Consider the following 25,311-nt stretch of genomic DNA (forward strand, 5'->3'; position numbering starts at 1 on the left):
CTTTGTGAGATGCAATTTAATGATTTAGATTTAAGTGATTGGATGAGTATTGACATTGATGTTAACTCATTATGGATTATTAGTGAAAGGGATAAAAACGGAAAGCATAGTAATGTGTACCACGGCAATTTCATTCCGCAAATTCCAAATCAATTAATAAGAAGATTTACCAAAGAGAAAGATGTGGTTTTGGATGCTTTTTTAGGTAGTGGAACCACGCTGTATGAATGTGAAAGGTTGAACAGGAAGTTCATAGGACTCGATATAAATGACGTTGTAATCGATTATGTAAAAAAGCAAATGTCCGATGCTGAATATAAGGATTTCTCTATTCATAATTGCGATTTAACGGATGCGTTTCAAACAGAAAATAGTATAAAAGTTGGTTTAGATAAGATAAACGCTAACAATGTACAATTTGTAATCTTCCATCCACCTTATATGGATATAATTCGATTTACGGAACATTTCAATGATTTGTCACATATTACGGAATTGAAAACTTTCGTCAAAACTTTTATACATTGTTGCAATAATACGCTAAAGTTTCTTGAAAAAGGTAGATATTTTGCGATTATTTGTGGTGACGTTTATAAAAACAGCGAGGTTGTTCCGTTAGCTTTTTATTTGATGGATGCTGTTAGGAGACATTTCAACACAAAATTGAAAGGCATCATTGTAAAAAATATCGAGGGTAATAAGGGTAAACTTGGAAAAAATGGTTTATGGACTTATCGTGCAATCAAAAGTGATTATTATATTTTTAAGCACGAATATATTTTTGTTTTTAAATTAATATGACGAAAACGGATTTATTTATAGAGTTGGCAAATCCTGATGAAAAAGGTTTTAGTAGATGGGTCTATGTAGATGAATTTACGGGGAAATATTTTGCTCTAAAATTGGGAAACGGCGGAAGTTGGTGTCGTGCAAGCTCTACATTGGCGAAAATTTACAATATTGAATTTGATAAATCTAAAACTAATGGGAATTCCATAGATGCCATTCGTTTAGCAGGACTGAATAAGACGAAGGTTTTCAATCAAAATATCAGGAAAGATATTAGGGATTTTTATAAAACTCAAAATTGTGTGATGCTCGGCATAAATGGCACCTCCATAAATACAAAGGTCGAGGTTGACCATAAAGATGGCAGAAAAGATAATTTGAGAGTTTCGGAGATGACAACTCAAAAGTTCAATGATTTTCAGTCACTTAGCAAAGCCGCAAATGATGCAAAGCGTCAGATTTGCAAAAGGTGCAAGGAAACCAATATTAGATGGGATGCAAAAAACCTTAAAGGTAACCCCTATTCGTATTACGCAGGTACGGAAGAATATACGGTAGAGCTTGGCTGCATTGGCTGCTATCAGTATGATCCGGTGGAATACCGAAAAACCGCGGTGAGGAAGATTAGCCAGGAGGTTTGTGACGATATAATAAAAAAGCTTTATCCCGAAGATAAATGAATTATATAGGTTCTAAACATAAACTTTCTCGTTTTATAAAGCAGGCTATTTACGATGTTGCTGGAACGGATTTAAAGGGAAAGGTTTTTTGCGACATCTTCGCTGGGACAGGTATTATAGGAAGGAACTTTAAAGCCGAGGTGAAACATGTTATCGCTAATGATTTAGAGTATTATAGCTATGTGCTTCTAAAAAACTATATAGGCAACCATAAGCCTATTGACGCTCAACATCTTATTGACGAATTAAATTCACTTGAAGGATTGAGGGGATTTGTTTTTAATGAGTATTCAGAAAACGGAATGTCAGGGCGTCAGTATTTTAACGAGAGCAATGGGTGTAAAATTGATGCGATGAGAACTTATATTGAAAAGTGGAAGATTGAAGGAAGGATTTGTTCAGAGGAATACTATTTCCTATTAGCATCACTTTTAGAAAGCGCTGATAAGGTAGCAAATACAGCATCTGTTTACGGGGCGTATTTAAAGCACATTAAGAAATCGGCTCAGAAGGATTTAATCCTTCAGCCAGCTGAATTTATCGCCACTGAAAACAATAATTTCGTCTTTAATGAAGACAGCAACGTATTGATAAATCATATTGAGGGGGATATTTTGTATTTAGACCCGCCATATAACACAAGGCACTACGGAGCAAATTACCACTTGCTGAATACTATCGCCAAATATGATGGTTTTAACCCTAAAGGAAAAACAGGGCTTAGAGAGTATGTTAAATCACAATTTTGCAGAAAGACTTCAGCGTTACAAGCGCTTGATTATTTGGTGAAAAACGCACGTTTTAAGTACATATTCCTAAGTTACAACAACGAAGGCTTGATACCTGCCGAGCAGATTAAAAAAACACTTTCTGCTTACGGGAATTATGATGTCGTTAGTGTGGATTATCCACGATTTCGGTCTGACAACGAAAACCGAAGGATGTTTAAGGCGACTTCTACGAGTGAATATCTACATATACTTGTGAAAAACAGCTAAACCCGCATTTTCATAGCGTTCAGGAAAGTCTTGAAAATCAGCACCTGGTCGCCAAATTTGGATTCGATGCGTTCCCTGATGTTTTCAAATTCGTTCAGCATAAAATCTTCGCGCTTCTCATCGTTGGCAAACATTAGAAGCAGGTTGGTATTGCTGCCCTCGTTTATCATTGCGCTATCCACTTCGGAAAGTATGTAGCGCTCTGCATCGTACAGGTTTTCAGCGAGTTGTATCAGGGTTGTCTGCACATAATCTTTCCATTCGGCTTCTATCGATGGTATGCTGTGGAAGGTAAGGCTGATGATGGACATTATTCAGGGTAAAAGTTTCAAATTAAAGTTTAAGGCTCAAATGTACAAATATTGAATCTCAAACTTCAAATCCCGAGCTTCAAATTTTTAGAATTAATCCCACAATTTTCGTATTTTAGCGCATTAATTTGGTGAGATTTTAATCAGCAGTATAAAGTGCTGACTCTCACTTATTTACAGGATTTATGCAGAAAGAAGGAGAAAGGCTGATACCCATCAGCATTGTAGATGAAATGAAATCGTCCTACATTGATTATTCAATGTCGGTCATTGTATCTCGGGCACTTCCCGATGTGAGGGACGGCCTGAAACCGGTGCATCGCCGCGTTTTGTACGGCATGTATGGCCTTGGCGTATTTTCCAACAGGAAATATCTGAAATCGGCGAGAATCGTGGGCGATGTGCTCGGTAAGTACCATCCTCACGGAGATTCTTCTGTCTATGATGCTATGGTGCGTATGGCCCAGCCGTGGAGCCTTCGTTATCCGCAAGTTGACGGCCAGGGTAACTTTGGCTCGATGGACGGCGATCCGCCAGCTGCAATGCGCTACACCGAGGCAAGGCTCAAGAAGATTTCCGATGAAATCCTTGCCGATCTGGATAAGGAAACGGTGGATTTCCAGAATAATTTTGACGATTCCCTTACGGAGCCTAGTGTTCTTCCCACAAAAATCCCGAACCTTCTTGTGAACGGAACTTCAGGAATTGCGGTAGGTATGGCTACCAATATGGCGCCGCACAACCTTTCGGAATCCATAGATGCCATTTGCGCATACATCGATGATCGCGAAATTTCCATCGATGATTTGATGAAGCACATCATCGCACCGGATTTCCCAACCGGCGGAATCATCTACGGTTACGATGGTGTGAGGGATGCCTTCCACACAGGGCGCGGAAGAATTGTGCTGCGCGCCAAAGTAAACTTCGAGGAAGTGCACGGCAGAAATGCCATCATCGTTACCGAAGTGCCTTACCAGGTGAACAAGGCAGAAATGATTGAGCGCACTTCCAATTTGGTGAAGGAGGAAAAAATCCCGGGCATTCACGAAATCCGTGATGAATCGGACAGGATGGGCCTTAGAATCGTGTACGAACTGAAGCACGATGCCATCCCAAATGTTGTGCTGAATCTTCTCTTCAAATACACCGCGCTGCAAACTTCCTTCAGCGTGAATAATATTGCCCTGGTAAAAGGCAGGCCACAGCAGCTGAACCTGAAGGACATTATCCATCACTTCGTGGAACACCGCCACGAAGTTGTGACGAGAAGGACGGAATTTGAACTGAAAAAGGCCAAAGAAAGAGCCCACATCCTCGAAGGATTTATGCGGGTAATAGCCACGCAGGATACATTGGATAGGGCCATCCACATCATACGCCATTCCGCAACGCCGCAGGAAGCGAAGGAAGGCCTGATGGCGGAGTTTGAACTTTCCGACATTCAGGCTCAGGCCATTCTGGATCTTCGCCTGGCAAGATTAACCGGAATGGAACTTGATAAAATCCGGGCGGAATATGAGGAGATTATGGCGCTCATCAAAGATCTGGAGGACATCCTGAGCAGCGAAGCAAGGCGCTACCAAATCATCAAGGATGAACTTCTGGAAATCAAGGAGAAGTATGGCGACGAAAGAAGAACGGATATTGATTTTTCCGGCGGAGATATGTCCATCGAGGATTTCATCCCGAATGAAACCGTGGTGCTCACGATTTCTCACGCAGGCTACATCAAGCGCACATCGCTTTCGGAATACAAAATCCAGAGCAGAGGTGGCGTAGGAAACCGCGCCGCAACAACGCGGGACGAAGATTTCCTGGAATACATCGTTTCCGCGACGAACCACCAGTATATGCTGTTCTTCACAGAGAAAGGAAAATGCTACTGGCTGAGGGTTTTCGAAATTCCTGAAGGCTCGAAAACATCGAAGGGGCGGGCCATTCAGAACCTTATCAACATTGAGGCTGGCGATAAAATCAAGGCCTATATAAGGACGGACGATCTCACCAATTCAGAATATGTGAACCAAATGAATGTGGTGATGATTACGAAGAACGGCACCATCAAGAAAACTTCGCTGGAAGCCTATTCCAGACCGAGAACGAACGGAATTAACGCGATTGAAATCCGTGAGGGCGATGAACTGCTTGGCGCAAGGCTTACCAACGGAGAATCCGAAATAATGATAGCCACCAGGAAAGGAAAATGCATCCGCTTCCCTGAGGAAAAGGTGCGAGAAGTTGGCCGAGGTTCCATCGGTGTTCGCGGAATTTCGTTGGAAGATGATGATGCTGTGGTTGGTATGATTGTTGTGAAAGATGTTGAAAATGAAACCGTTCTTGTGGTTTCGGAAAAAGGCTACGGCAAGCGAACTGCGGTGGAAGACTACCGCATTACGAACCGTGGTGGAAAGGGCGTCATCACGCTGAATATTACCGATAAAACCGGCGACCTTATCGCTATCCAAAATGTGATGGATGATGATGGGCTGATGATTATCAACAAATCTGGCGTGGCAATAAGGATGGGCGTGGAAGAACTTCGCGTGATGGGCAGAAACACCCAGGGCGTGAGGCTCATCAACCTGAAGGGTGACGATGAAATTGCAGCAATTGCCAAAGTGGAAATGGATAAGGAAGTGGAAGAAGATGCGGAGGAAACAAATGCGGACGGCATCAGCAATGTGGATTCTTCCCACCCGGAATTTTCGGATTTGCCTATGACTGGGGATAATTCGATGACGAACATAGGCACCGAAAGAGAACTTCGCAAGGCGGAAAAAGAGGAGGAGGAGGAACTGAAACGCCTTGAAAATGAACAGGATAGCGACGAAGAAAATTAACAACCAAAATATTAAACAATGAAAAAAACATTTTTAAGCCTCGCAGTTCTGGCTGCAACAACGGCTTTCGGACAAAAGAAAGAGATTCAGGCAGCTGCCAAAAGTGTGGACAGCAAAGATTTTGCTGGTGCCCGCGCGCAGATCTCCGCTGCTGAAGGATTAATGGGGGACAGGATCTATATGCTAGAACCGGCTGTACAGGAGCAGTACTACTACGCAAAGGGCTCCGCGCTGATGAATGAAGGTAAAACAGCAGAAGGTGCAAAGTACCTTTCAAAAATCAACGATTTGAGAACGAACAAAATATACGCCGGGAAATCCGGGAAGGATAGGGTGTATTTTGTGGGAAAAGATGCTGCGGACAGAGCCGGAATTTCCGGGCTGAAAGAAGAAACCTACGAGCCGAAAATGAATGTAGCACCGCTAATAAACGATGCGCTCAACAAATCCAACCAGGCTGCAGTGGATGCTTACAACAATAAAAGCTATGCTGTAGCAGGAGATAAATTTAAGGAAACCTACTACTTGCTAAAAGCGGCGGGCTCCGATGATAAAACTTATCTGATGAATGCAGCAGTTTCTTACAACGCGGCGGGGAACAATAATGCAGCCATAGAGATCTACGACGACCTCATCGCGTCTGGATATACAGGAGAAAACACAATTTATACTGCAAAGAATAAAAAATCTGGGAAGGTAGAGAGCTTTGATAAGACGAATTTTGAGCTACAGAAAAAACTTGCCGACAAGAGTGATTATACAGAATTTAAAGTTGAAAAAACTCCAAACATCCAGAAAGAACTTTATCAGGCTAATGTGAAAAATCTTTACGATGCACAGCGCTTTGATGAAGCTGCAAAGCTTGCCGATGCAGGGCTACAAAAGTTCCCGAATGACAGTGTTCTGCTGAATCTACAGGGGCTTTCCTATTACAAGAGCGGCAGATCCAACGAGTTTATTCAAAGCCTAAAAACGCAGCTTCAGGCGGATCCGAACGATCCTGAAAAATGGTACAATCTTGGCGTGATGCAAAGCAACGATCCGGCGATGAAAAACGATGCTGAGCAGTCTTTCCAGAAGGCGTTGCAGATTAATCCGAACTATCTTCCCGCTCTGCAGAGTATGACTTTTCTTGCAATGGGCGATGACGAGAAAGCAGTAAATAATTACAACGCGCTTAAGAAAGCCGGTAAAACTGACGCGGCGAATAAGGTTTTAGACCAAAGACGGGAAAACTTTAGAAAGGCAATTCCTTATGCGGAGAAATGGTATCAGCTGGAGCCGGACAACCTGGATGTTGTAACTACACTAAAAGGCCTGTATCAATCAACGCGGAATGAGGCGAAGTTTGAAGAATTTAAGAAAAAAGAGGCAGCGCTAAAGAAGTAGTCCCACCAATTAAAAACATTAAAGCCGCAGAAAATCCTGCGGTTTTTTTTGTAATTAAATTATCCTTTAGATAGAGCTTAATAATTAAAAATCGCTGTAAATGCTTTATTTACAGCGATTTGGTAATTTTTAGTACTCGTTTGTTACTTTCCCTACTTGACCTCCTCGAAAATGAACATGTATAGTAGTCAAGTAGTTACAATTTTTATGGTACAAATAAGATTGATAAAAATCGGTCAAAATATCCTGTCCCCCAAATTTCGACCACGGTTAAGCAGATTTAAGTTTGTTGGTTGGTTCAAAAATAAACAAATCTTTTGGTTTTTGATGATTAATTCCTTGGTGTCTTCTTTGGTTATATTCATCAATAAAATCTCTAATACCATCTCTCAATTCCCATGCTGATTCTATTGCATACAAGTAAATGTAATCATATTTTATCGTTCTAAAAAAGCGTTCAATATAAATATTGTCCGTAGCTCTACCTTTTCCGTCCATGCTGATTTTTATGCCATGTCCTTCCATGCAATCTAGCCAGTTTGATGAAGTATACTGGCTCCCTTGGTCGGAGTTAACGATTTCAGGCTTGCCATATTTCTTTATCGCCTCATTCATCGCCGAAGTCTGGGTTTCCATCTCCAAAGTGTTGGAAAGTTGCCAGCCCACAATATAGCGGCTATACACATCGATAATCGCCGTAAGGTACATAAAGCCCCTTTTCATCGGGATGTAGCTGATGTCTATCTGCCAAACCTGGTTGGGTCTTTCTATTTTTAAACCCCTCAAAAGATACGGTCGAATATAGCTTGTCTTGCCCAATTTACTCAAATTTCTTTTAGGGTAAATGGTGGCGATGCCCATCACCTGCATCAGGCGGCGAACCCTCTTCCGGTTCACGCTAAAGCCCATTTCCTTGAGTTCCCGGGTGATCCTTCGGATGCCAAAACTGGGATATTTCAGGTGGATTTTATCGATTTCCGTCATCAATATTAAATTTGCATCGCGTTCTCTTTGCGGACTATAATACAAATTACTCCTGTTGATGCATAGTAAATCGCACTGTTTGCGGATGCTCAGCCGGTGCTTCCTGTCTATCATTTCCTGTCTTTCCTTTATTCCTCGAGCATCCCTAAGTTTTTTTTTAGAAAATCGATTTCTATCTGCAGCTGCCCGATTTTCTGATAGAGCTTTTCCTCTTTCCCGGCGGAGTGTTCTTTTTTCTTTTCTAAAGCAAAAACCTGCTCGGACTTGCTTAAAAATTCCTTCTTCCAGTTTTGGATTTGCTGGGGATGGACTTCGAACCGGGAGGCTAATTCTGCCAACGTTTGCCTTTCTTTCAGTGCTTCGAGGGCAACCTGTGCCTTGAAGCTTGGAGTAAATTTTCGTCTTTGTTTTTTCATCTTTTTACGAGTTAAAATTAATTCTTTTTTTTAAACTTAACTCGTGGTCTGAGTTTAGGGGTACATTATAAAAATTTTGCAATTTGTGAAGTAACACACTATACATCATCCGTTTACGACCAAAAATAATAAAATTTATTCATTTTATCAAAAAACAGGGTTTTGTTCAATAAAAATGGATGTTCATTGACATTAAACGGGAGAAATTATTGAACATTTTGGTTGTTTTAATTGCTCTAATCATAAATATGCAATCCTCGTCAAAATAAAAAAATTAATTTCACAACTCCTTTGTTAATTACTCGCAATCTTCACCCTACTTCCATCTATCTCTGCCACTTTTTTTTCTACGGCAAATTTGATTGCATTATCCATCAAGGTTTCAATCTGCATACCCATTTTAGAGTAGCCAAATGTTCGAGTGAGATATCGCATTAAATCGGTTTTTTCAATACTCAAATTATTGATTAATACTTCTTCTAATGCTACTAAAACCTCTTCGGGTGCAATGTCTTCTACTGACCGCTTTTCAATATCATTATTTCGGTAAAATGTGCAGTAAAAATCGGAATTATCTATCCAATAAAAATCTTGATGATGAGTACTTTTTTTGATATTAGTTTCATCAATAATTTCTTGTAAATGTCTGTCCAATTTTGCTCCTACTCTGCTTGTATTCCACACATTTAATAATCTTCTGTAAAGTAAATTTTTACTAATCGGGGATTCCGTATTTACAATTTGGTTAATCTGTGAGCGAAGTAAGTTTCTGTTTCCAAAATCGTAAATGGTCTCACTATTTGCATTGGGAACAAGATCTAAAACCGTTGCGACATACTCTTGTTTTTTGTTTGCGTGAACCTCTTCTGCACCATGAGAAGTATTTTGAACTGCGGCTTCTTCAACTTCGAAATGTTCAATATCAGATGGGATTATTTCTTCCTCCTTAAAATTGTCTTCTGAAATCGACTGGACTTTTTCTTTGATTTCGTTCAAAATCCTATCACTGTTTTCGTACCAATCCATTGTCCAAATCCTATGGATTTTCCAACCCAATGCAGACAATACGGATGGCATTACCATTTCCCTGTCGTTGCTGGTTTTCGCTTCAAGATAATAATATCCGTCTATTAAAATTGCAAGTATATATTGTGCGGGATTTTTGGGGTTTACAATTCCAATATCCACCTTAAAGTCGGAAGTTCCAATATTAGTCTTTGCTTCTAAACCAATGTCATTGAGTTTTGTCGCAATACTGTTTGCCAATGATTTTCTATTTGAGACACTCTGTTCATCAGCATTTATTGGTAAATGTCCTTTTTCAGCAAAATTCAGGAAAGCCTTTAAGCCGGCAACACCTTCTGCAGATGTTCTTGCCAAATCAATTTGTTCGGATTTCAAAGTAGAAAAAACGTGCATTTCATAACGCGAGCGTGTAACCGCAACATTCAGCCTGCGCCAACCTCCATTTCTGTTTAACGGACCAAAATTCATACTTACTTTTCCATTTTCATCGGCACCGTAACCGATGGAAAAAAGGATAAAATCCCGTTCATCACCTTGTACATTTTCAAGGTTTTTCACAAAAAGTGGTTCTTCAGATTCGGTTGCCCATCGTTCCAATTCCGTATTTTTTGAATAAACCTCTAGCAATTTTTCTTCAATAAGGTTTTGCTGGGTTTGGCTAAATGTTACGATTCCGATACTTCTTTTTCTATTTTCTGGATTGGAGTGATGTGCTTCGACAAATTTCACGATTGCATCTGCCTCAAAACGGTTGGTTCTGGTTTTGCCTTTATCGTAAAATCCAGAAATCTCGTGGAATTTCACTTGTTTATCTAAATCATCGTGTGAAGGGAAAGTTAATAGTTTATTTTCGTAATAATTGGAATTACTAAAGGCAATCAAACTTTCGTGCTTACTGCGGTAATGTCTCAATAAATATTTGGACGGAATGGATAGCGACAGCGCATCATCAAGAATGCTTTCCATATCCTCAATATCTATATTTTCTTCATCAATTTTTATCGTACTGAAGAAAGAAGTTGGCGGCATTTGCTTTGGATCTCCCACAATAATTGCCTGTTTGGCTCTGGCTAACGAACTTACCGCCTCAAATGTTGGCAACTGTGATGCTTCATCAAAAATGAGCAAATCAAATAACTCGTGATTTACATCAAAATATTGTGCAACCGAAATCGGGCTCATCAACATACAGGGTACAAGTCTTGGCAGCAATGTCGGAATCTGATCAAACAGTTTTCTGATGCTGGTTCCTCTTCCTCGGTTTTTGATATTCCGCTGCAATATTCCAATTTCCGAACTTTGTATCGCTTCTAAAGTGGGATTGGGCAATCTTGCGGAAAGGTCTGCTTTCAAATCGTTTAATGTAAGCACCCGATAATTAGTGGCTATTTTTTTGTATTGCTCTATTTTCGAATTAAACAGTGATGCATTGAATAAATTCAAAGACTCGTGTGCAGAAATAACCTCTTTGGCAACAGAACGATTTACTGTATAATGAAAATAATCCAAACAATTTCTTTTGGTAAATTTATTTTGAAGGTAAGCATCTGTAAACCAATTCAATTGAAGTTCATTACCTTTTTCCACCAACTGCACATATAAAATCCAATCTTTAAGATTGGGCAAATGGAGATTAATTTCATTTAATTGCTGTTGAACTCCTTTAATCCAGTTTTCACTTTCTACAAAATTGATTTTCGAAATTTCATATAAATTCCTTGCTTCATTTTGATATTCAACAACCGACTGTTTAAATGAAAGATAAATTTCACGGTTTTTATCTTTCAGTTCGGACAAGTTTGCAATTTGATTTTCCGAAAGAAATTTGCACCATTGATGAATCATTTCCACTCCCCAAGTATTGCAGAGTTGGATGATTTTTGAAGACTGATGGCTTATTCTACTAATTAATCTTATATCAGTTTGCTCATCTTTATACAAGTTTTTCAAAGTTGATTTCACAATAGAAAATCTATCTTGCTGCACCAAACGAATATTTTCTGAATATTGATGATAGTCCCTAAAAAGATTTAACACTTCTCTATTATCTTTTACAGGATTTTTTCGATAAAGTGAAATCGTTTTCTTGAGTTTGTTTTTTTGTAGCCATTTTGGAAGAAACCAAGTTTGTTCTGCTTTTTTCCATAGCATTTCCCACTCGAAGATATTTTGGTCTAAAACATTTCGTTGGTAATTGTTTAGAACTGAATTTAATGATTTCTGATAGTCTTCAAATACGCTTTTCCATTCATCAAAAACATCTGCATTTTCTTTTTTGGAAAGGAACTGGAGCAATTCCAACGGAACATCTTCAGCAACTTCAACCTCAGCAATAAGTTTCACAAAATTTGTCCAGTTTTCTTTTTCTAAAACCGATGCAGGGTAATAACTACTAAAAACTGCAGATTCTGTTGCTGTTTGCAATTTGGAAAGTATCTGAGAAAGTGAAGTAGACTTTGCTGCAATTTTCTCTGTTAAATCATAAGAATACTCCTTAATGTCCAGATTTCGCAGCGGATTTTCGTTAGGATGAATTAGTATATTTATCAACGAATGATACTGATGCAACCAATCTTTCCACTGTAGCCATTTTTCTTCATCTACATTTTTTAGGACATCTTCAGGCACTGCATCTTTTGAAAGATTCTGACCATCAAAAAGTTCAATATTCACGATACTTTCATACAAAGACCAGCCAATTTTTTGCTTTTGATGTAAAACTGAAACATAGCCATTCAAATCTTTTTTAGCGACATCAAGTCGCATAGATTCTCTGGAAAATTGAGTATCGGGCAAAGTTCGTTGCGCTTGAAGAGACCGTTCTAACTGCGCAAGAATGTCTGATTTTTTTGCTTTGTTGGAGTGTAATTCTAATGTAAAATTTCCAAGCCCAATTTGTTCCAGTCTACGGTGTACTACATCCAATGCTGCTTTTTTGGCAGCAACGAACAGAACTCGCTTTCCACGGTGCAATGCATCTGCAATGATATTGGTAATCGTCTGCGATTTTCCTGTTCCAGGAGGACCGTGCAAGATAAATGTATTTCCTTTTTGTGCAGAAAGTACCGCTTCCATTTGCGATACATCTGTTGGAATTGGTAGCGTGATGCTTTCTGCTGGAATATCGTCGTATTCCTGATCCTCATTTTCTAACTTAGGCGTAAACGCAAGTTTTCCGTCCACAAGACTCTTCACTATATCGCTTTTCAACAACTTTTCCTGATTGGACACAATGTCTTTCCATAAAATAAGTTTGCTAAAGGAAAAATTCCCTAAAACCACCTGCTCTTCAACATCCCAACCTTCCATCTGCATAATTGCTCGGCGTAAAATCCCCATAACTTTTGCTACATCAACACCTTTTTCATCATAAGGCAAGTTTTCCAGCGATTGTATGTTGAGTTCGTACTCTTGCCGAAGAAATTCAAGCAAGGTAATGTTGATCATCGTTTCTTCTTCCCTGCTTCTTAAAGTAAAATTACTGTTTACGGATCTACGGCTTATCTCAACCGGCATCAGGAGAATAGGAGCAAATCTTGGCTGTGTTGGTGTTTTTCGGTCATACCATTTCAATAAACCAACAGCGAGATAAAGTGTACTGGAACCGTTTTCATCAATGGCCTGTTTCGCATTCTTGTGTATATAAGACAAAATACTTTCTAAATCCTGACGGTGATAATGTGTATGTAGTTTGAAGTATTTCAAATCTTCATTTGCCATCTGATAAAGAGGCGACGACTGATGTAATGGTTGTGTAAAAAGATTGTATTTTCTTAATATTTCTGCTTTAGGATTAGGCTGAATTGTGAATGTTTTTCCCTCCCACAATACATCCTCCAAATCGTTGATATTAATATCAACCAATTGCAGCATATTTCTTGTTATCCGAAGATTGAGCAAATTGTTCCGTAGGGATAAATCAAGAAGTTTTCGCTCCCAAATTTTCTGCTTGGTCGTTACTACCGTACCACTCTGCAACTCATCCGCATAAATTTTTCCAATTTCAAAATCGGTTTGCATGCGTTCTGCCTCCAACTGTTCAATTTTTTCTTCATCAATCTCAATCCTGTTAGATTCCGCAACCAGTGGCAAAGGTCGAATCCGGAAAGTTCTAGCCCTTTTCAAATCAATCGAAACAAGAAAATCTTCCTTCTCAACCAACTGAGATTCCCCCAAATTCAACGCTTCTCCAAATACAATATTATTTCCTTTGCAAATACTCGTTGCTTCCCAAGCGGCAATTTCTCGAATTCCTTTCGAAATTCTTTTTGTAATTGCAGATTTATCATCGTTTATTGTTTCCGAAAACCGGTCGTCATTCAGCCAACAACCTACAAAAGCATGTCCACGAACGATTATGACAATCGGATTTAAATCAACCGCCTCCAAACACGCAGCAAAAAGTAAACTTAAATCGATGCAGTTTCCAAATTTTTCGTTTTGCAAAGTATTGAGCAACCGTAATCTTTGCCCCGTGATTTCATAACCTGGAGGTAGTGAACTATAGACAATTTGCTCATTTTGAACCGCAGTATAAATTGCCGAAACTATTTGCAATACTCGCTCCGGATCGTTGCTTTGATATCCTTCAAAAGCTGTCGACAAACCTTCTTTTTCAAGAATTTCTATGGCTTTTCTTTTTATTTTATAAACATAAGGATGGTTTGGCGTGATATAAGATGCTATCAGTTCCGGCAAAATTTCAAAACCTCCAAAATACTCAATAGGATGAACATCTAAATTCCAGTTTTCAGAGAAAATTATTTCTTCATTTTGGACAATTTCTATTTTTATAATCGCTGTTTCCGTTTCGGAAATGGTATTAAAAAAATCTCTGTTTATCTTAAGTTGCTCCAACGGAATTTTCACTTCTGAATTGGCAGGAATTTCATTTACCTTAAAACAGAACCGCTCCATTACAGGAAGATCCGAAGTGATATTCAATTCCAAGTTTTCCTTGGGCTCATCTGATGAATTTAGGACAAAAATCGAGCGAATCGGCTTGATTTGATTGAGATAAAGAGAAATGTTGAGAAAGGGAAAAACCTCTTTCCTAATACTAATTTGAGTCATAGTTTTGCGGGAAAAATTAGTTTTTGAAGTTAGTGTTTTTTTGCGGAATGAGAAAGTTATTGAAGAGCTGGAATACGAAATTACTTAAACCATTTCAATCAAACTTCCTCGTTCTGCATCTTTGGTAATGGAAAGCGAAACAGGAATTTTTTCCTTCAGTTCTTCCACATGAGAAATGATGCCGACAATTCGATTTTCTTTCTGTAAGTTCATTAATGTCTCGAAAACAATATTCACAGATTCCTGATCTTGGGTTCCGAAACCTTCGTCTATAAAAAAGAAATTTCGGTCGGCTTTTGCATGACTCTGCACACTTTCAGCCAAAGCCAAGGCAAGCGAAAGCGAAACCTGAAAAGATTGCCCTCCCGACAAAGTTTTTACACTGCGCGATTTACCGTCGTTTAAGTAATCTATAATTTCGAAATCGTTGCTTTCGTTGACACGCAAACTGAGTTGATTTCTCGTCATTTTGTGAAAGCGTTCATTGGCGTTGTCGCACAAATTGCCGAGGTAAATGGAAGAAACATATTCTACAAATCCAGAACCTTTGAAGAGATTAATCATTTTGGATAAGTTTAATGCCCGTTTTTCCAGCGCCTCTTTTTTATCCAGATGTTCTTTCATTTTTTGCAACTCGCCTTTTTGACGGCTCAATTCGGCTTCTTTTTGAATGACTACTCTATTTGCCTCATCTACATTTTTACTTGCTTCGTTGAATTTCGTTTCTGATGCGGAAAACTCTTCTTCGCTGAATGACAAATCTTTCAACTTCTTCTCTAACTCAGCGATAGATGACTTCAAAATACCATATGCGATATTGAAATTTTTTATTGTTTCGTTATTGGCAATTACATCTATTCCTTCGGCCAAAACACTTGAAATAAATTCTTCACTTTCAATTTGATGATCACTTATTAATTGCAAAATTTGATCTTGAACTGATGTTTTCTCTCCATCCAATCTTTTTACATCATCTTCCAAAGTGTTTTTCCTTGTTTCGGAAGCCGTTATTTTGGGTAGAATTTCCTTTTTGGAGTTTTCAAGTTCGAGCAAATCTTTTTCTAATTGATTGTTTTTAGCAAGATTTTGATTGAATAAATCTTGGACTTCCACCAAAGTTTTTTCTTTGAAGTCTTGAAGTTTAAGAAGTTGAATTTGAGAACTATTTTGTGCAATCTGTCCTTGAATTCGACCAATTTTAATGTCAATATCTTTAATAGCATCGGTAATTTCCTGAAGTTTTATGTCTGTATCTTTCAGGTCTTCTCTGTTTTTTTTGATTGCTTTTTGTCGGGTTGAAATTTCCTTTTGATTATTGTTTGATAAATCTCTCGCAGCCATAAAATTGTCTTCGTTTTCAGCATCAAACTGTTTCCATATAAAGGTTTCTTTATGTTTATTCAGTTCCTTTTCCGTTTCGCCATATTTTTCTTTGGCAATATTGAACTGCTCCTGATAAAACCTGCGGTCATGAAAAATCTTGTCCACTTTCTTTTCCAAATCTGCCAATTTTGTTTCATCATTTTCCAGATTTTCAAAATCCCTTTTCAAAGATGCTTTTTCTGCCGTTAAATCTTCTATTTCGATAATTTTCGGGTGTTCATCGGATCCGCAAAGTGGACACGCTTCGCCATTGTGCAAGTGCTCAGCGTATTTTGAAAGTTGAGTTCGCAAATCAAAATTTGATTTGCGAAGATTCATCGTTTCCCGACGTTCCTTTAGTTTATCTTTTTCCAAATCGAAATTTATTTCCACTTTTTTGGGATCAATTCCAAGAATTTCGAGTTCTCTGTTAAGCCGAAGAATTTCATCTTTGCGCGATTTTCCATCGTTTTTAAGTTTAATCAAATCATCCTGAAAGTTCTTTCGTGCGCTGAACCAGTTGTTTATCACCAGCAAAAGTTCGGCATCCAGAATATTTTTGTTTAATTCATTGATTTCGCTTTCTGTTTTTTCAATGTTTTTTTCTAAATCTACTTTCTTTTTAAGTAAATCAGGTTGATTTTCCAGTTTTGCTTTTTTGTCGGACTCTAAATCACTTTCCTCTTTTTCCAATCTTTTAATTTCGATGATTTTCTGCAAATCAATTTCTTCTTTTCTTTTCGTGGGAAGGTTTTCGAAATCTTCTTTTAATTCATCAATTTTCTTGGTTATTTTTTCCAGTTCTTTGTTTAAATTCCCCAAATTTTCCGTTTCCGAAGTCAGCAAAGCATTTTTTCCATCATATTCTTTTTCAGTCCGCTTTCTGTCTTCAAACTTTTGAAAAAATATTTGGTGGATTTTTTCATATTCGGCAGTTTCTTTTGCGAGTTCATCGATTGCAATTTTTTCTTCGTTCTTAACATCCAATTCGTTTTGCTTTGTTTCAAGATTATTAAAATCGTCTTTCAAAGTTTTAAGTTTATTAAAATGCTCTGAAATGGGTGTAAAAACATCGCGCAAAGTTTTCAGACTGTCTTTTTCTTTACCTAAATCTTCTTCTAAAAGATTAATATTTTCCTGACTAATTCCTTCAAAACCTGCCAATGTTCCCATCAATACATCAAGAGCAGATTTGTTCTCATCGTTTAATTTACTTGCTTTGTGATAGAGGTCGAATTTTTCGAGTTCGGGATAAATTTCCTTCATCATTTTGGTTCGGTCCGTTGCGCCCAATTCTATAAATTCTTTAAACTGACCTTGCGGAATAATGATGGTTCTTTTGAAATTCGTATAACTTAAATTGATGATTCTGGCAGCGTCGGTATGAGCCAAAGGAATGAAATTACCATCTATTTTTTCATAAAAAGTGGGGGTTTGGGTTTTTACATCGTCAAATTTTTTGCTGTTTCTTCTAAAATCTCTGATAATTCTAAAAATTCTGTTTTCAAAATTGATGAAATCAAATTCAATAAAAGATTTCGATGATTTCAGGTTCATCATATTGTAGGCTCTATTATCTCTTTTGTTCATGCGTTCGGTTTCGCCATAAAGTGCAAAAGTAATCGCTTCTAAAATCGACGATTTTCCAGAGCCAACAGAGCCAAAAACACCGAAAAGACCTGCATCTGTGAGTGATGTGAAATCGATAGTCTGCTTTTCCTGATAAGAATACAGACCTTCCATGGTTAATTTTAATGGAATCATAATTAGTTTTTTTGGATTTCCTTGAACAGTTCTATGATTTCTTCGTTCGGTTCCTGTCCTGCATTTTTTGATTTGAAATAATCGGAAAAAAGTTCCATGATATCCGCAGTGACATCAATAGATTTCGATGCAGAATTTTGCGACATACTTTGTGTCTTAACCTTAGGAATTAAATGAACGATACCGTTATGCGCCTGAAAAATGCGTTTATTATCGTCTGCTTTCAAATAAGTATCGCTTTCCATTGTAAGTTCAACCAAGCAATTTGGATTTTCGCGCAACCATTGTTCAGCTTCATGAATTACAGAAAAAGTTTTGCGAAACAATCGCTTTCCATTTTTGAGTTCCATGTTTTTAAAACTCACTTTTTCATTGGGAAATGCTTCTATAATAGTGACTACTTTTTGTTGTCCACATTCGCTAAAACTGTATGCCAAAGGCGATGACGAGTATATGACAGGACAATTTTCCGTTCCTATATTTTGATGACCGTGAAGATGTCCCAAAGCAACATACTGAATTTGCGGCGGAATTGCATCCGAGAAAATCAAATCTGCATTTCCTATTTTGATTGGTTTTTCACCTTCGGGTTCTTCCAAAAGAACAGCACCTCGCTTGTTCATATAGAGATGTGTCATAAGTATATTCACACCATTTTCATCACAGTATTTTTCTGCGGTCTTTTTCCAACTGTTTTTCAAAGACAGATTCAGTTCATCTTCTTTATTCTCGCCAAAATATTCTTTCAATCTCACTTCGTTGGCAAATGCGGTATGAATAATTCTGATTGGAAAGTCATGCTCTTCGAGTTCCAGTTCCAGAAAACCTTCATCGGATTTCGAAATTCTGAAATCTTCCAAAATCAAAGGAGCGACAACTGCTTTAGGCTGCCCAATCAAGATAATTCCACACTCCCTTGCCAAAGGATCCGGTGCGTCAATCAAGGACGGAGAATCGTGATTTCCCGCAATGGCGATTACAGGACGCTTTCCGTTTTTGGAAAGGCGTTTCAATGTTTTATAGAACAAATCTACTGCTTCTGTCGGTGGATGAAAAGTATCGAAAAGGTCTCCTGCAATCAGCACCAAATCCACATTTTCCGATTCGGCAATTTCCACGATTTCATTCATTAAGTCGATCTGTTCCTCAATTCGGGAAAACCGGTCTAATTTTTTTCCGAGATGCCAATCGGCGGTGTGAAGAATTTTCATTTTTTAATTTTAGTTTTTTAAAGTGTTTTTTTGAAATCAAGCCAAAATCATCTCCAATCTCTCTTTCCATCTCTCCCAATCAGGCAATATTTTAGATTGCAAATCGTAAAAATTACGAGTGTGATTGTGATGCACCAAATGGCATAATTCGTGTACCATCACATATTCAATACAGGCTTTTGGTGCTTTAATCATTTCCGGATTAAGAGTTATTTTTCCGTTCCTGGTGCAACTTCCCCAACGCTTTTCCATCCACCTTACTACAATTTCCGGTTTGATTATTTCATATTTACTGAATAACGGCAGTTTATTTTCTAAGACGATGTCAAATAAAGATATGGCTTTCTCACGATACCAGTTTTTAACTATTTTTTCAACAGTTTCTGAACTCGTTTTCGGGGTGTACACCATCATTTTTCCACGATAAAGTTTTACAGCAACTACATCTGCTTTTTCAATTTTTAAAAGATATTGCCTTCCAAGGTATAAGTGTGTTTCACCATTTTTATAGATTCTTGCTGGAATGCCCGGCTGAAAACTTTCATATTTTTTCTGCTGTTTCAGTATCCATTTTGCCTTTGACTTGACTTTTTCAACAACTTCTTCTTTTTTCGTTTCCAAAGGAGCAATAACTTTTACTGACGCATCAGGATACACCTTTATACCCAAAGTTTTTCTATCAGCAAACTCCAGATTAAAGTTTATTTCAATTTTACCATAATCCACCGTCATCACCTGCATTTCCTTTATTTGTATCTGTTTTTAGCGATTTTGATTACTTCTTCTATGATTTCATCCATCTTATCAAAAGGAATTGAAAGATCGTACCTTTGTTGGGATTCGAAAAGAAAATCATCCAATTTGATTTTTAATTCATTCTCCAGTTCGGTATTGGTCTGCCAGTCTACGATTAGTGCATCATCCTCGTATATAACTTCTTTAATTTCTGCTTCAAGTTCTACTGCCAAATCTGCTTCAACATCCTTATGATTTTCCAAATTTTCAAAAACTTCTTTAGCAACCACATCCAACACATTATAATACGCGGTTGCTACAGGCTTATGTTCCAGAACCTCAGGAATCCCTAACTGTTTGCCGGTTAAAAACTGATTTTCATAGTCTTTTACTTTATTCAGATATTCTGCTTCGTCAATACGGTGCTGACGGTAATCTTCAATTGCCTGCTTAATAAGTTCGGAGAGTTTTTTATAGAACACAGAATCATCATTCATTTTGACATTTATGGCACTAATCGTCCGGGAAGCAATATGGTCTGCTTTTGCGGCTTTACCTGTAATTTTCTCAACTTCCGTTTCGCGCTCTTCTTTATCAAAAATATTAACCAACTGGGTGATTTTCAAAACATCGCCTTCCGTTGTTATATGCTTGTCAATAAGTTTCTGCACCTGTGGTTCGTATTCTCTATAGTCGATATCATCATAATATCTTCTGGTAACATCAACTCTTAATTTCAAGAAGAAATGAGCGTCTTTTTTGTAACGGTCTATCAGTTTTTCATTAGATGCATCGTTGAATTCCACTGTGGACATCGCCATTTTGAACAAACGAACAAAGAAGGACAACTTTTCATAAAAACTGTGGCGAATGCTTTCATCACCCAATAATGTAGAATAGTCTTCTACATCATATTTGTTTTTAATGGTCTTAAATAAATCCCATAGGTCGGAATGTGCCTGAGGAAGTTTTGCAATTTCTTTCTGAATATTGATCAGTGTCCCCTCCAGTTCTTCTTCATCAAACCCTTCCAAACCACTGTAGGTATTTAAAGCACTGTCCAGGTTTTCAAGATTGCCAAAATAATCAATGATATAGCCATAATCTTTTCCGGGAGCCACACGATTTACTCTTGCAATTGCCTGTAATAGAGTGTGCTCTTTTAGACCTCTGGTTAGATACAGAACCTGAGCCACTGGTGCATCAAAACCCGTCAACAATTTATCCACTACAATAATGATTTCCGGAGTTTCTTTCTTTTTAAATGAATTAATTATGGCTTTTTCATATTTCTGAGATGTTCCATATTTATCCATCATAGATTTGTAGAACCTTTTTACCACCTCTTCCTTTTCCTCGTAGGCGTCATCATTTCCTTCTCGTGTATCATCAGGAGAAATCAAAACTTCGCAGGAAACTTTTCCTATTTCCTTTAAGTATTCTCGGTATCTTATTGCGCTGGTCTTATTGGGTGCAACCAACATCCCTTTAAAACCTGTATTCTGAAAATTAGAAACAAAATGGTCCGAAATATCCCAGGCACGAGCATAAATTACCTGATCAGCCTTATTCAACTGGCTTGTGGTGCTGTATTTCTTTTTCAATTTTGCCTTACCGTAAGGCGTTAAAGGTTCGGAAACTTTATCAAAAAAAGTGTCCAGTGGTTTTTCGTTGACTTCGATCAGATTATGACGGCCTTCGTACAGAATCGGAACAACCGCCTTATCTTCTACCGCATCCATTATGGTGTACGGATCGCCGATAATTCCACCAAATTTACTTGCAGTGCTTTTCTCCTTTTTCATTAAAGGTGTTCCGGTAAAGGCAATAAAGCAGGCATTCGGAAATGTCTTTTGCATTTTTACATTGAAAGCTCCATACTGACTTCTGTGACCTTCGTCTATCAGTACGAAAATTTCAGAAGATGGAAATCCCTCCTTCTGCTGGCGAACTGCCGCTTCAAACTTGTTGATAATCGTCGTAATGACCGCATCAGAAGGATCTTTTATTAATTCTACCAAATGTTTTCCTGTTTGAGCATTTTCCACCGGAACCTGGCATTTTTGGAATGTTTTGGTAATCTGATCATCCAAATCAATACGGTCTGTAACCAAAATAATTTTGTGATTTTTTACTGATTTTAAAGACGCTATCAACTGTGCCAACATTACCATTGTCAGTGATTTTCCGCTTCCTTGAGTGTGCCATATTACACCGCCCGTCCTTTTTCCGGAAGCGTCCTGTACACTGATTTTTTTCAAAGTTTCTTTAATAGCGAAAAATTGTTGGTAGCGGCTGATTTTCTTAATACCGTCATCATACACAATGAAATTAAAAATAAGGTCTAAAAGACGGTTTTTCTGACATAAACTGAACAATAACTTGTCCTGTTCCGTTACCAAAATATCTTCCTGCTCTAGGTTGTTAAAGTGTTGCAGAACGCTGAAATATCTTTGTTTAAAAATTTGTGTTCTTTCGTCTTCAGGAAGTGGACTGTCCTTAAGTAACTTCAAAGCATCAGCATAAGCCACACCCTGATCTTTTGTTCGGAAAATTTCTTTCCAGACATTCCAGAATTCTTTGGAACTTCCTGTAGTTGCGTAACTTGCTTCGTTTACCGCCAATGACATCAGCACATTGGAATAAAGGTATAAATCGCGAATACCGTCTTCCTGCTGATTGCGAATATGCTGGGAAACTGCCTCTTCCAAAGGTTTTTTAATTGCAGGTGATTTACATTCAATCACCAACATTGGAATACCATTCACAAACAGGACAATATCCGGACGATAATGGTCATTTCTGCCGGAACGCAACACGGAATATTCTTCGGTAATGTGGTAGGCATTATTTTCGGGGTTCTTCCAGTCAATATACTTAAAGGAAAAGCTTTTTTTGTCGCCCAAAATATTTTGCTCCAAACTTTTCCCTAATGTGATTAAATCATAAAATGCTTCATTGGCACTGATATATCCATCCTGAACAGGCAAATCCCTTAATTCGTTTATAGCTAAAGATATATTGGCATCTGAAAATTCAAAAGTCTTTTCCTTATACTCAATACTGTTGATTTTTTGCAACTGATCACGCAGAATAGGTTCCAGCAATACATTGCCGGTTCTTTCGCTACGCAAAACCATTGCTTCATCCGGCGACAGGTAAGTATATCCCATTTTCATAAGCAACTGCAAAGCGGGAATCTGGCTAATATGATCTTCAATGTATGACGGTGTGGACATCTTTATTATTTTATCTATTTACTATTTTGTCGTTTAACAATTGCTCTAAGAGAAGTCTAACAAAACTCTAGCACATTTCAATTAATATATTTATAATTTAGTAGAGCAATAATCCCTTGTAAAACAAAACGTTACATTACTTCCTCTAATAAATTCTCTCTTAAACTCTCTTGAAATCTCTCTTAAGATCTCTCTTAAAATTTACTTTTTAAGAGACCATTTCGGATTACCAAAAGTTCCTTTGTTTTCAATAATTTCTTTAATCCTCAGCTCAGACAACAAGTTCCCAATCTTATTCTTCTTCTGTCGTTCCTCCATCCATTCTGGTAATTTGTTCCACAACAATGCATCCACATCTCTCCTTGTCAGTTCCTTGTGCTCCTTTATTGATTTCACAATTAAATCCAAATAATACTTCTTATCAAACCCTTTATTCTTAGAATATTCTGCTTTCTGACCGGTATTTTGCGCTACCTTCAGACCGATAAAATAGTTCGGTTTTCTGCCTTCTATCAATTTTTTGCTTTTCAGGTGTTTTTCTTCGAAGGCGGTTAAAGGATTTTTTTTCTGCACTTTATCCAGCATCATAATTTCTTCCAGGGACAGGTCTTTGTTCTGTGCCAATAAACGCGCATAATCCATATCCAGAATTTTTCCGGAAATGGACATTTTTACTTTCTCTTCCGATAGATCATAATCGGGCATCGGGAAATATCTTGCACGCTGGAAGTTGAAAATTTTCTTTATTCCGCCGCCGGCCGTATCCACCATTTTCAGGTTGAACATTGCTGTAGCCAAAAATTTATTTCGGTAGAATTCTTCCGGTGCATCCTCAATTACTACTTTTTCCACACTTCCGGGAATGAAAGTGCCGTGATTGGTAAACACCAACTGATCTTCCATTTCTATCACATTAATTCTGGCTCCTTTGGTGTAATCCTGGTGCGCAATACAGTTGTTTATGGCTTCACGAATTGAGAAAGGTTCGTATTTTGCCACTTCATCCGGAAAGATCGTTCCTTCCTTCATATAGCGGTATTTGATATTTCTAATCTTCGCAAAAACCTTTTCTACAGAAAGAATGAGCGGTAAACTGAAAATCTCATAATCAATATCGTTATTGTTTTCATCTACCAACTTCCAGCGGATTTTTACTTCGGCAGGATTCAGAAAGTGTTCGGATTCGTCTTTGCCTAAAAGAATGAGTGCCGTTCTTGTAATTTTACCCTTAATGGTAACCTTGGCCTTGTTCAGGAATTTGACGTCATCCCAAGTGTCCACTTCTGCTGCTTTCTCCGGGAATTTACTTTTATAGTTTTTTCTTGCCAGATCAATAGCGTCCTGGTCCAAATCTTCAAAAGCAGCATCGGGAACTATTGTAGCGCTCCAGTCTTCTGTGGTTGCCTGTGCACGGATTCTTTCAATTTTCTCCAAATTAAGAGGCACCAGTTCTTCACCATCTCTTGCATAATAATGACCGTCAAAACTTACCGGAATTCCTTTGGGTGCAGCAGGAATTTTGAACATTACCACACGACCTTCCGGTTCCTGAAGTTCGTAAATTTCTATAAAAGAAATGCGGTTGGTGGTTTTATTGGCCAATTCGCCTTTCAGACTGTCCAAGTCTTTTCTATTCGGGCGGAACTGCGAACCGACAATGGTGTGTTTTTTATCTTCCACACCGAAAATAAGCCAGGCATTGGGTTTGCCGCAAAGATTGGCTTCGTTGCTTAATGCCGAAAAATATTTCCCCAGTTTGGTAAAATCGTAGGTGTTTTTGGCTTCTTTGAACTCTACCACTTCATTTTCCGCAGAAAGACTGCGAAGGCTGCATAATATATCAAGTAGTTGTTTTGGTGTCATAATTTTCAAATTTTTAGATATTTCTTAATACAGCGTCGCAACAGCAATTTTAAAATCTAGAGCAAATACATAAAATCACATAAAATAAGACAGACAATATCAGACCCAAGCCAAAAATAAATGTTGCAATCTTGAACAACTGATATTTTAACCAAGCAATGCCAGAATTATAAATTATCTGTGACACTAATTCTCTTTCGTATTCAGTAAATATCTCAGATGAATTTGTCTTACGTAAAAATTCCCTTTCAAACTCTTCTTTGTCAATATCTCGCAAATATCCATAGAAATGAATGTTTTCAAATTTGTCTTCTTTATCTATGAAATTGCTAAATCTGTTAATCCACGATTTTGCCCATTCTCTTTTTTTAATTTTAGTAAGAATAGGGAAGAGAGAAATTAGACAAATCACAATTGAGAAAACTGCAAAAGGTATGAAGACACAATTTGTTGCATACGCAACTTTTGAATATTCGGGAAAATCAATCTGTGTAAGGCCAAAAATAAAGGCGGCACTTAATGTAAGCAGACCGAAATTTTTTGCTTCCGCAAATTTCAACCACTCATTAACATTTGCAAAAATGTTTCTTAATTGATTTTCATATTTTAATTCATTCATAATATTTTT

Annotated in this window: 14 protein-coding genes and 1 pseudogene; 5 read left to right on the forward strand and 10 right to left on the reverse strand. The window is 37.9% G+C overall.

Going from position 1 to position 25,311, the window contains the following annotated elements; all coding sequences use genetic code 11:
* Nucleotides 1-9: 9 nt before the first annotated feature.
* From IMZ16_RS00915 to IMZ16_RS00925, 3 genes are read left to right on the forward strand one after another with little or no spacing between them, the layout of a single operon-like run.
* The gene (locus IMZ16_RS00915; RefSeq protein ID WP_193440114.1) at nt 10-801 is read left to right on the forward strand and encodes a TRM11 family SAM-dependent methyltransferase; all 792 of its coding nucleotides are present in this window, start codon (nt 10-12) and stop codon (nt 799-801) included.
* Entirely contained in the window at nt 798-1,469 is a 672-nt protein-coding gene (locus IMZ16_RS00920) for a restriction endonuclease (RefSeq protein WP_227411531.1), read from the forward strand. The genes IMZ16_RS00915 and IMZ16_RS00920 overlap by 4 nt, the downstream gene beginning before the upstream one ends.
* Nucleotides 1,466-2,467, forward strand: a complete 1,002-nt coding sequence (locus IMZ16_RS00925; protein ID WP_193440115.1) for a DNA adenine methylase — start codon at nt 1,466-1,468, stop codon at nt 2,465-2,467. The genes IMZ16_RS00920 and IMZ16_RS00925 overlap by 4 nt, the downstream gene beginning before the upstream one ends.
* On the opposite strand, the gene IMZ16_RS00930 is transcribed toward IMZ16_RS00925, so the two are convergent.
* Nucleotides 2,464-2,778, reverse strand: a complete 315-nt coding sequence (locus IMZ16_RS00930; RefSeq protein ID WP_193440116.1) for a DUF4286 family protein — start codon at nt 2,776-2,778, stop codon at nt 2,464-2,466. The two genes, IMZ16_RS00925 and IMZ16_RS00930, sit on opposite strands and share 4 nt — an antisense overlap.
* A 185-nt stretch (nt 2,779-2,963) precedes the next feature.
* On the opposite strand from IMZ16_RS00930, the gene gyrA reads away from it, so the two are divergent.
* Both gyrA and IMZ16_RS00940 read left to right on the forward strand, forming a co-directional pair.
* The gene (gene gyrA / locus IMZ16_RS00935) at nt 2,964-5,621 is read left to right on the forward strand and encodes a DNA gyrase subunit A (RefSeq protein WP_193440117.1); all 2,658 of its coding nucleotides are present in this window, start codon (nt 2,964-2,966) and stop codon (nt 5,619-5,621) included.
* Nucleotides 5,622-5,639: 18 nt separating this feature from the next.
* Nucleotides 5,640-7,010 carry a tetratricopeptide repeat protein gene (locus IMZ16_RS00940; RefSeq protein WP_193440118.1) on the forward strand — a complete coding sequence of 457 codons (1,371 nt, stop codon included), beginning with the start codon at nt 5,640-5,642 and terminating at the stop codon, nt 7,008-7,010.
* A 270-nt stretch (nt 7,011-7,280) separates the two neighbouring features.
* On the opposite strand, the gene IMZ16_RS00945 is transcribed toward IMZ16_RS00940, so the two are convergent.
* From IMZ16_RS00945 to IMZ16_RS00985, 9 genes and pseudogenes are all read right to left on the reverse strand, one after another.
* Nucleotides 7,281-8,282: an IS3 family transposase gene (locus IMZ16_RS00945; RefSeq protein ID WP_317173240.1), complete on the reverse strand. Its 1,002-nt coding sequence runs from the start codon at nt 8,280-8,282 to the stop codon at nt 7,281-7,283.
* Nucleotides 8,222-8,410, reverse strand: a pseudogene (locus IMZ16_RS00950) (transposase); the annotation flags it as partial. The pseudogene IMZ16_RS00950 and the gene IMZ16_RS00945, both read right to left, overlap by 61 nt.
* Nucleotides 8,411-8,704: 294 nt before the next feature.
* Nucleotides 8,705-14,509 (reverse strand): DUF3320 domain-containing protein, encoded by a 5,805-nt coding sequence (locus tag IMZ16_RS00955; RefSeq protein ID WP_193440119.1) that lies wholly within the window; start codon nt 14,507-14,509, stop codon nt 8,705-8,707.
* Between the two features lie 84 nt (nt 14,510-14,593).
* Nucleotides 14,594-17,635, reverse strand: coding sequence for an SbcC/MukB-like Walker B domain-containing protein (locus tag IMZ16_RS00960; protein WP_193440120.1), 3,042 nt, complete (start codon nt 17,633-17,635; stop codon nt 14,594-14,596).
* 2 nt (nt 17,636-17,637) lie between these two features.
* Nucleotides 17,638-18,846, reverse strand: a complete 1,209-nt coding sequence (locus IMZ16_RS00965) for a metallophosphoesterase family protein (RefSeq protein ID WP_193440121.1) — start codon at nt 18,844-18,846, stop codon at nt 17,638-17,640.
* Between the two features lie 36 nt (nt 18,847-18,882).
* Entirely contained in the window at nt 18,883-19,578 is a 696-nt protein-coding gene (locus tag IMZ16_RS00970) for a M48 family metallopeptidase (protein ID WP_193440122.1), read from the reverse strand.
* 14 nt (nt 19,579-19,592) lie between these two features.
* Complete coding sequence (locus IMZ16_RS00975) at nt 19,593-22,820, reverse strand: type I restriction endonuclease subunit R (protein WP_193440123.1); 3,228 nt, start codon at nt 22,818-22,820, stop codon at nt 19,593-19,595.
* Between the two features lie 201 nt (nt 22,821-23,021).
* A complete protein-coding gene (locus IMZ16_RS00980; protein ID WP_193440124.1) occupies nt 23,022-24,683 on the reverse strand; it encodes an ATP-binding protein in 1,662 nt (553 codons plus the stop codon).
* 49 nt (nt 24,684-24,732) lie between these two features.
* A complete protein-coding gene (locus tag IMZ16_RS00985) occupies nt 24,733-25,302 on the reverse strand; it encodes a Pycsar system effector family protein (RefSeq protein WP_193440125.1) in 570 nt (189 codons plus the stop codon).
* Nucleotides 25,303-25,311 lie beyond the last annotated feature (9 nt).

The sequence above is a fragment of the Cruoricaptor ignavus genome (assembly GCF_014961145.1).
Lineage (GTDB): Bacteria > Bacteroidota > Bacteroidia > Flavobacteriales > Weeksellaceae > Cruoricaptor > Cruoricaptor ignavus.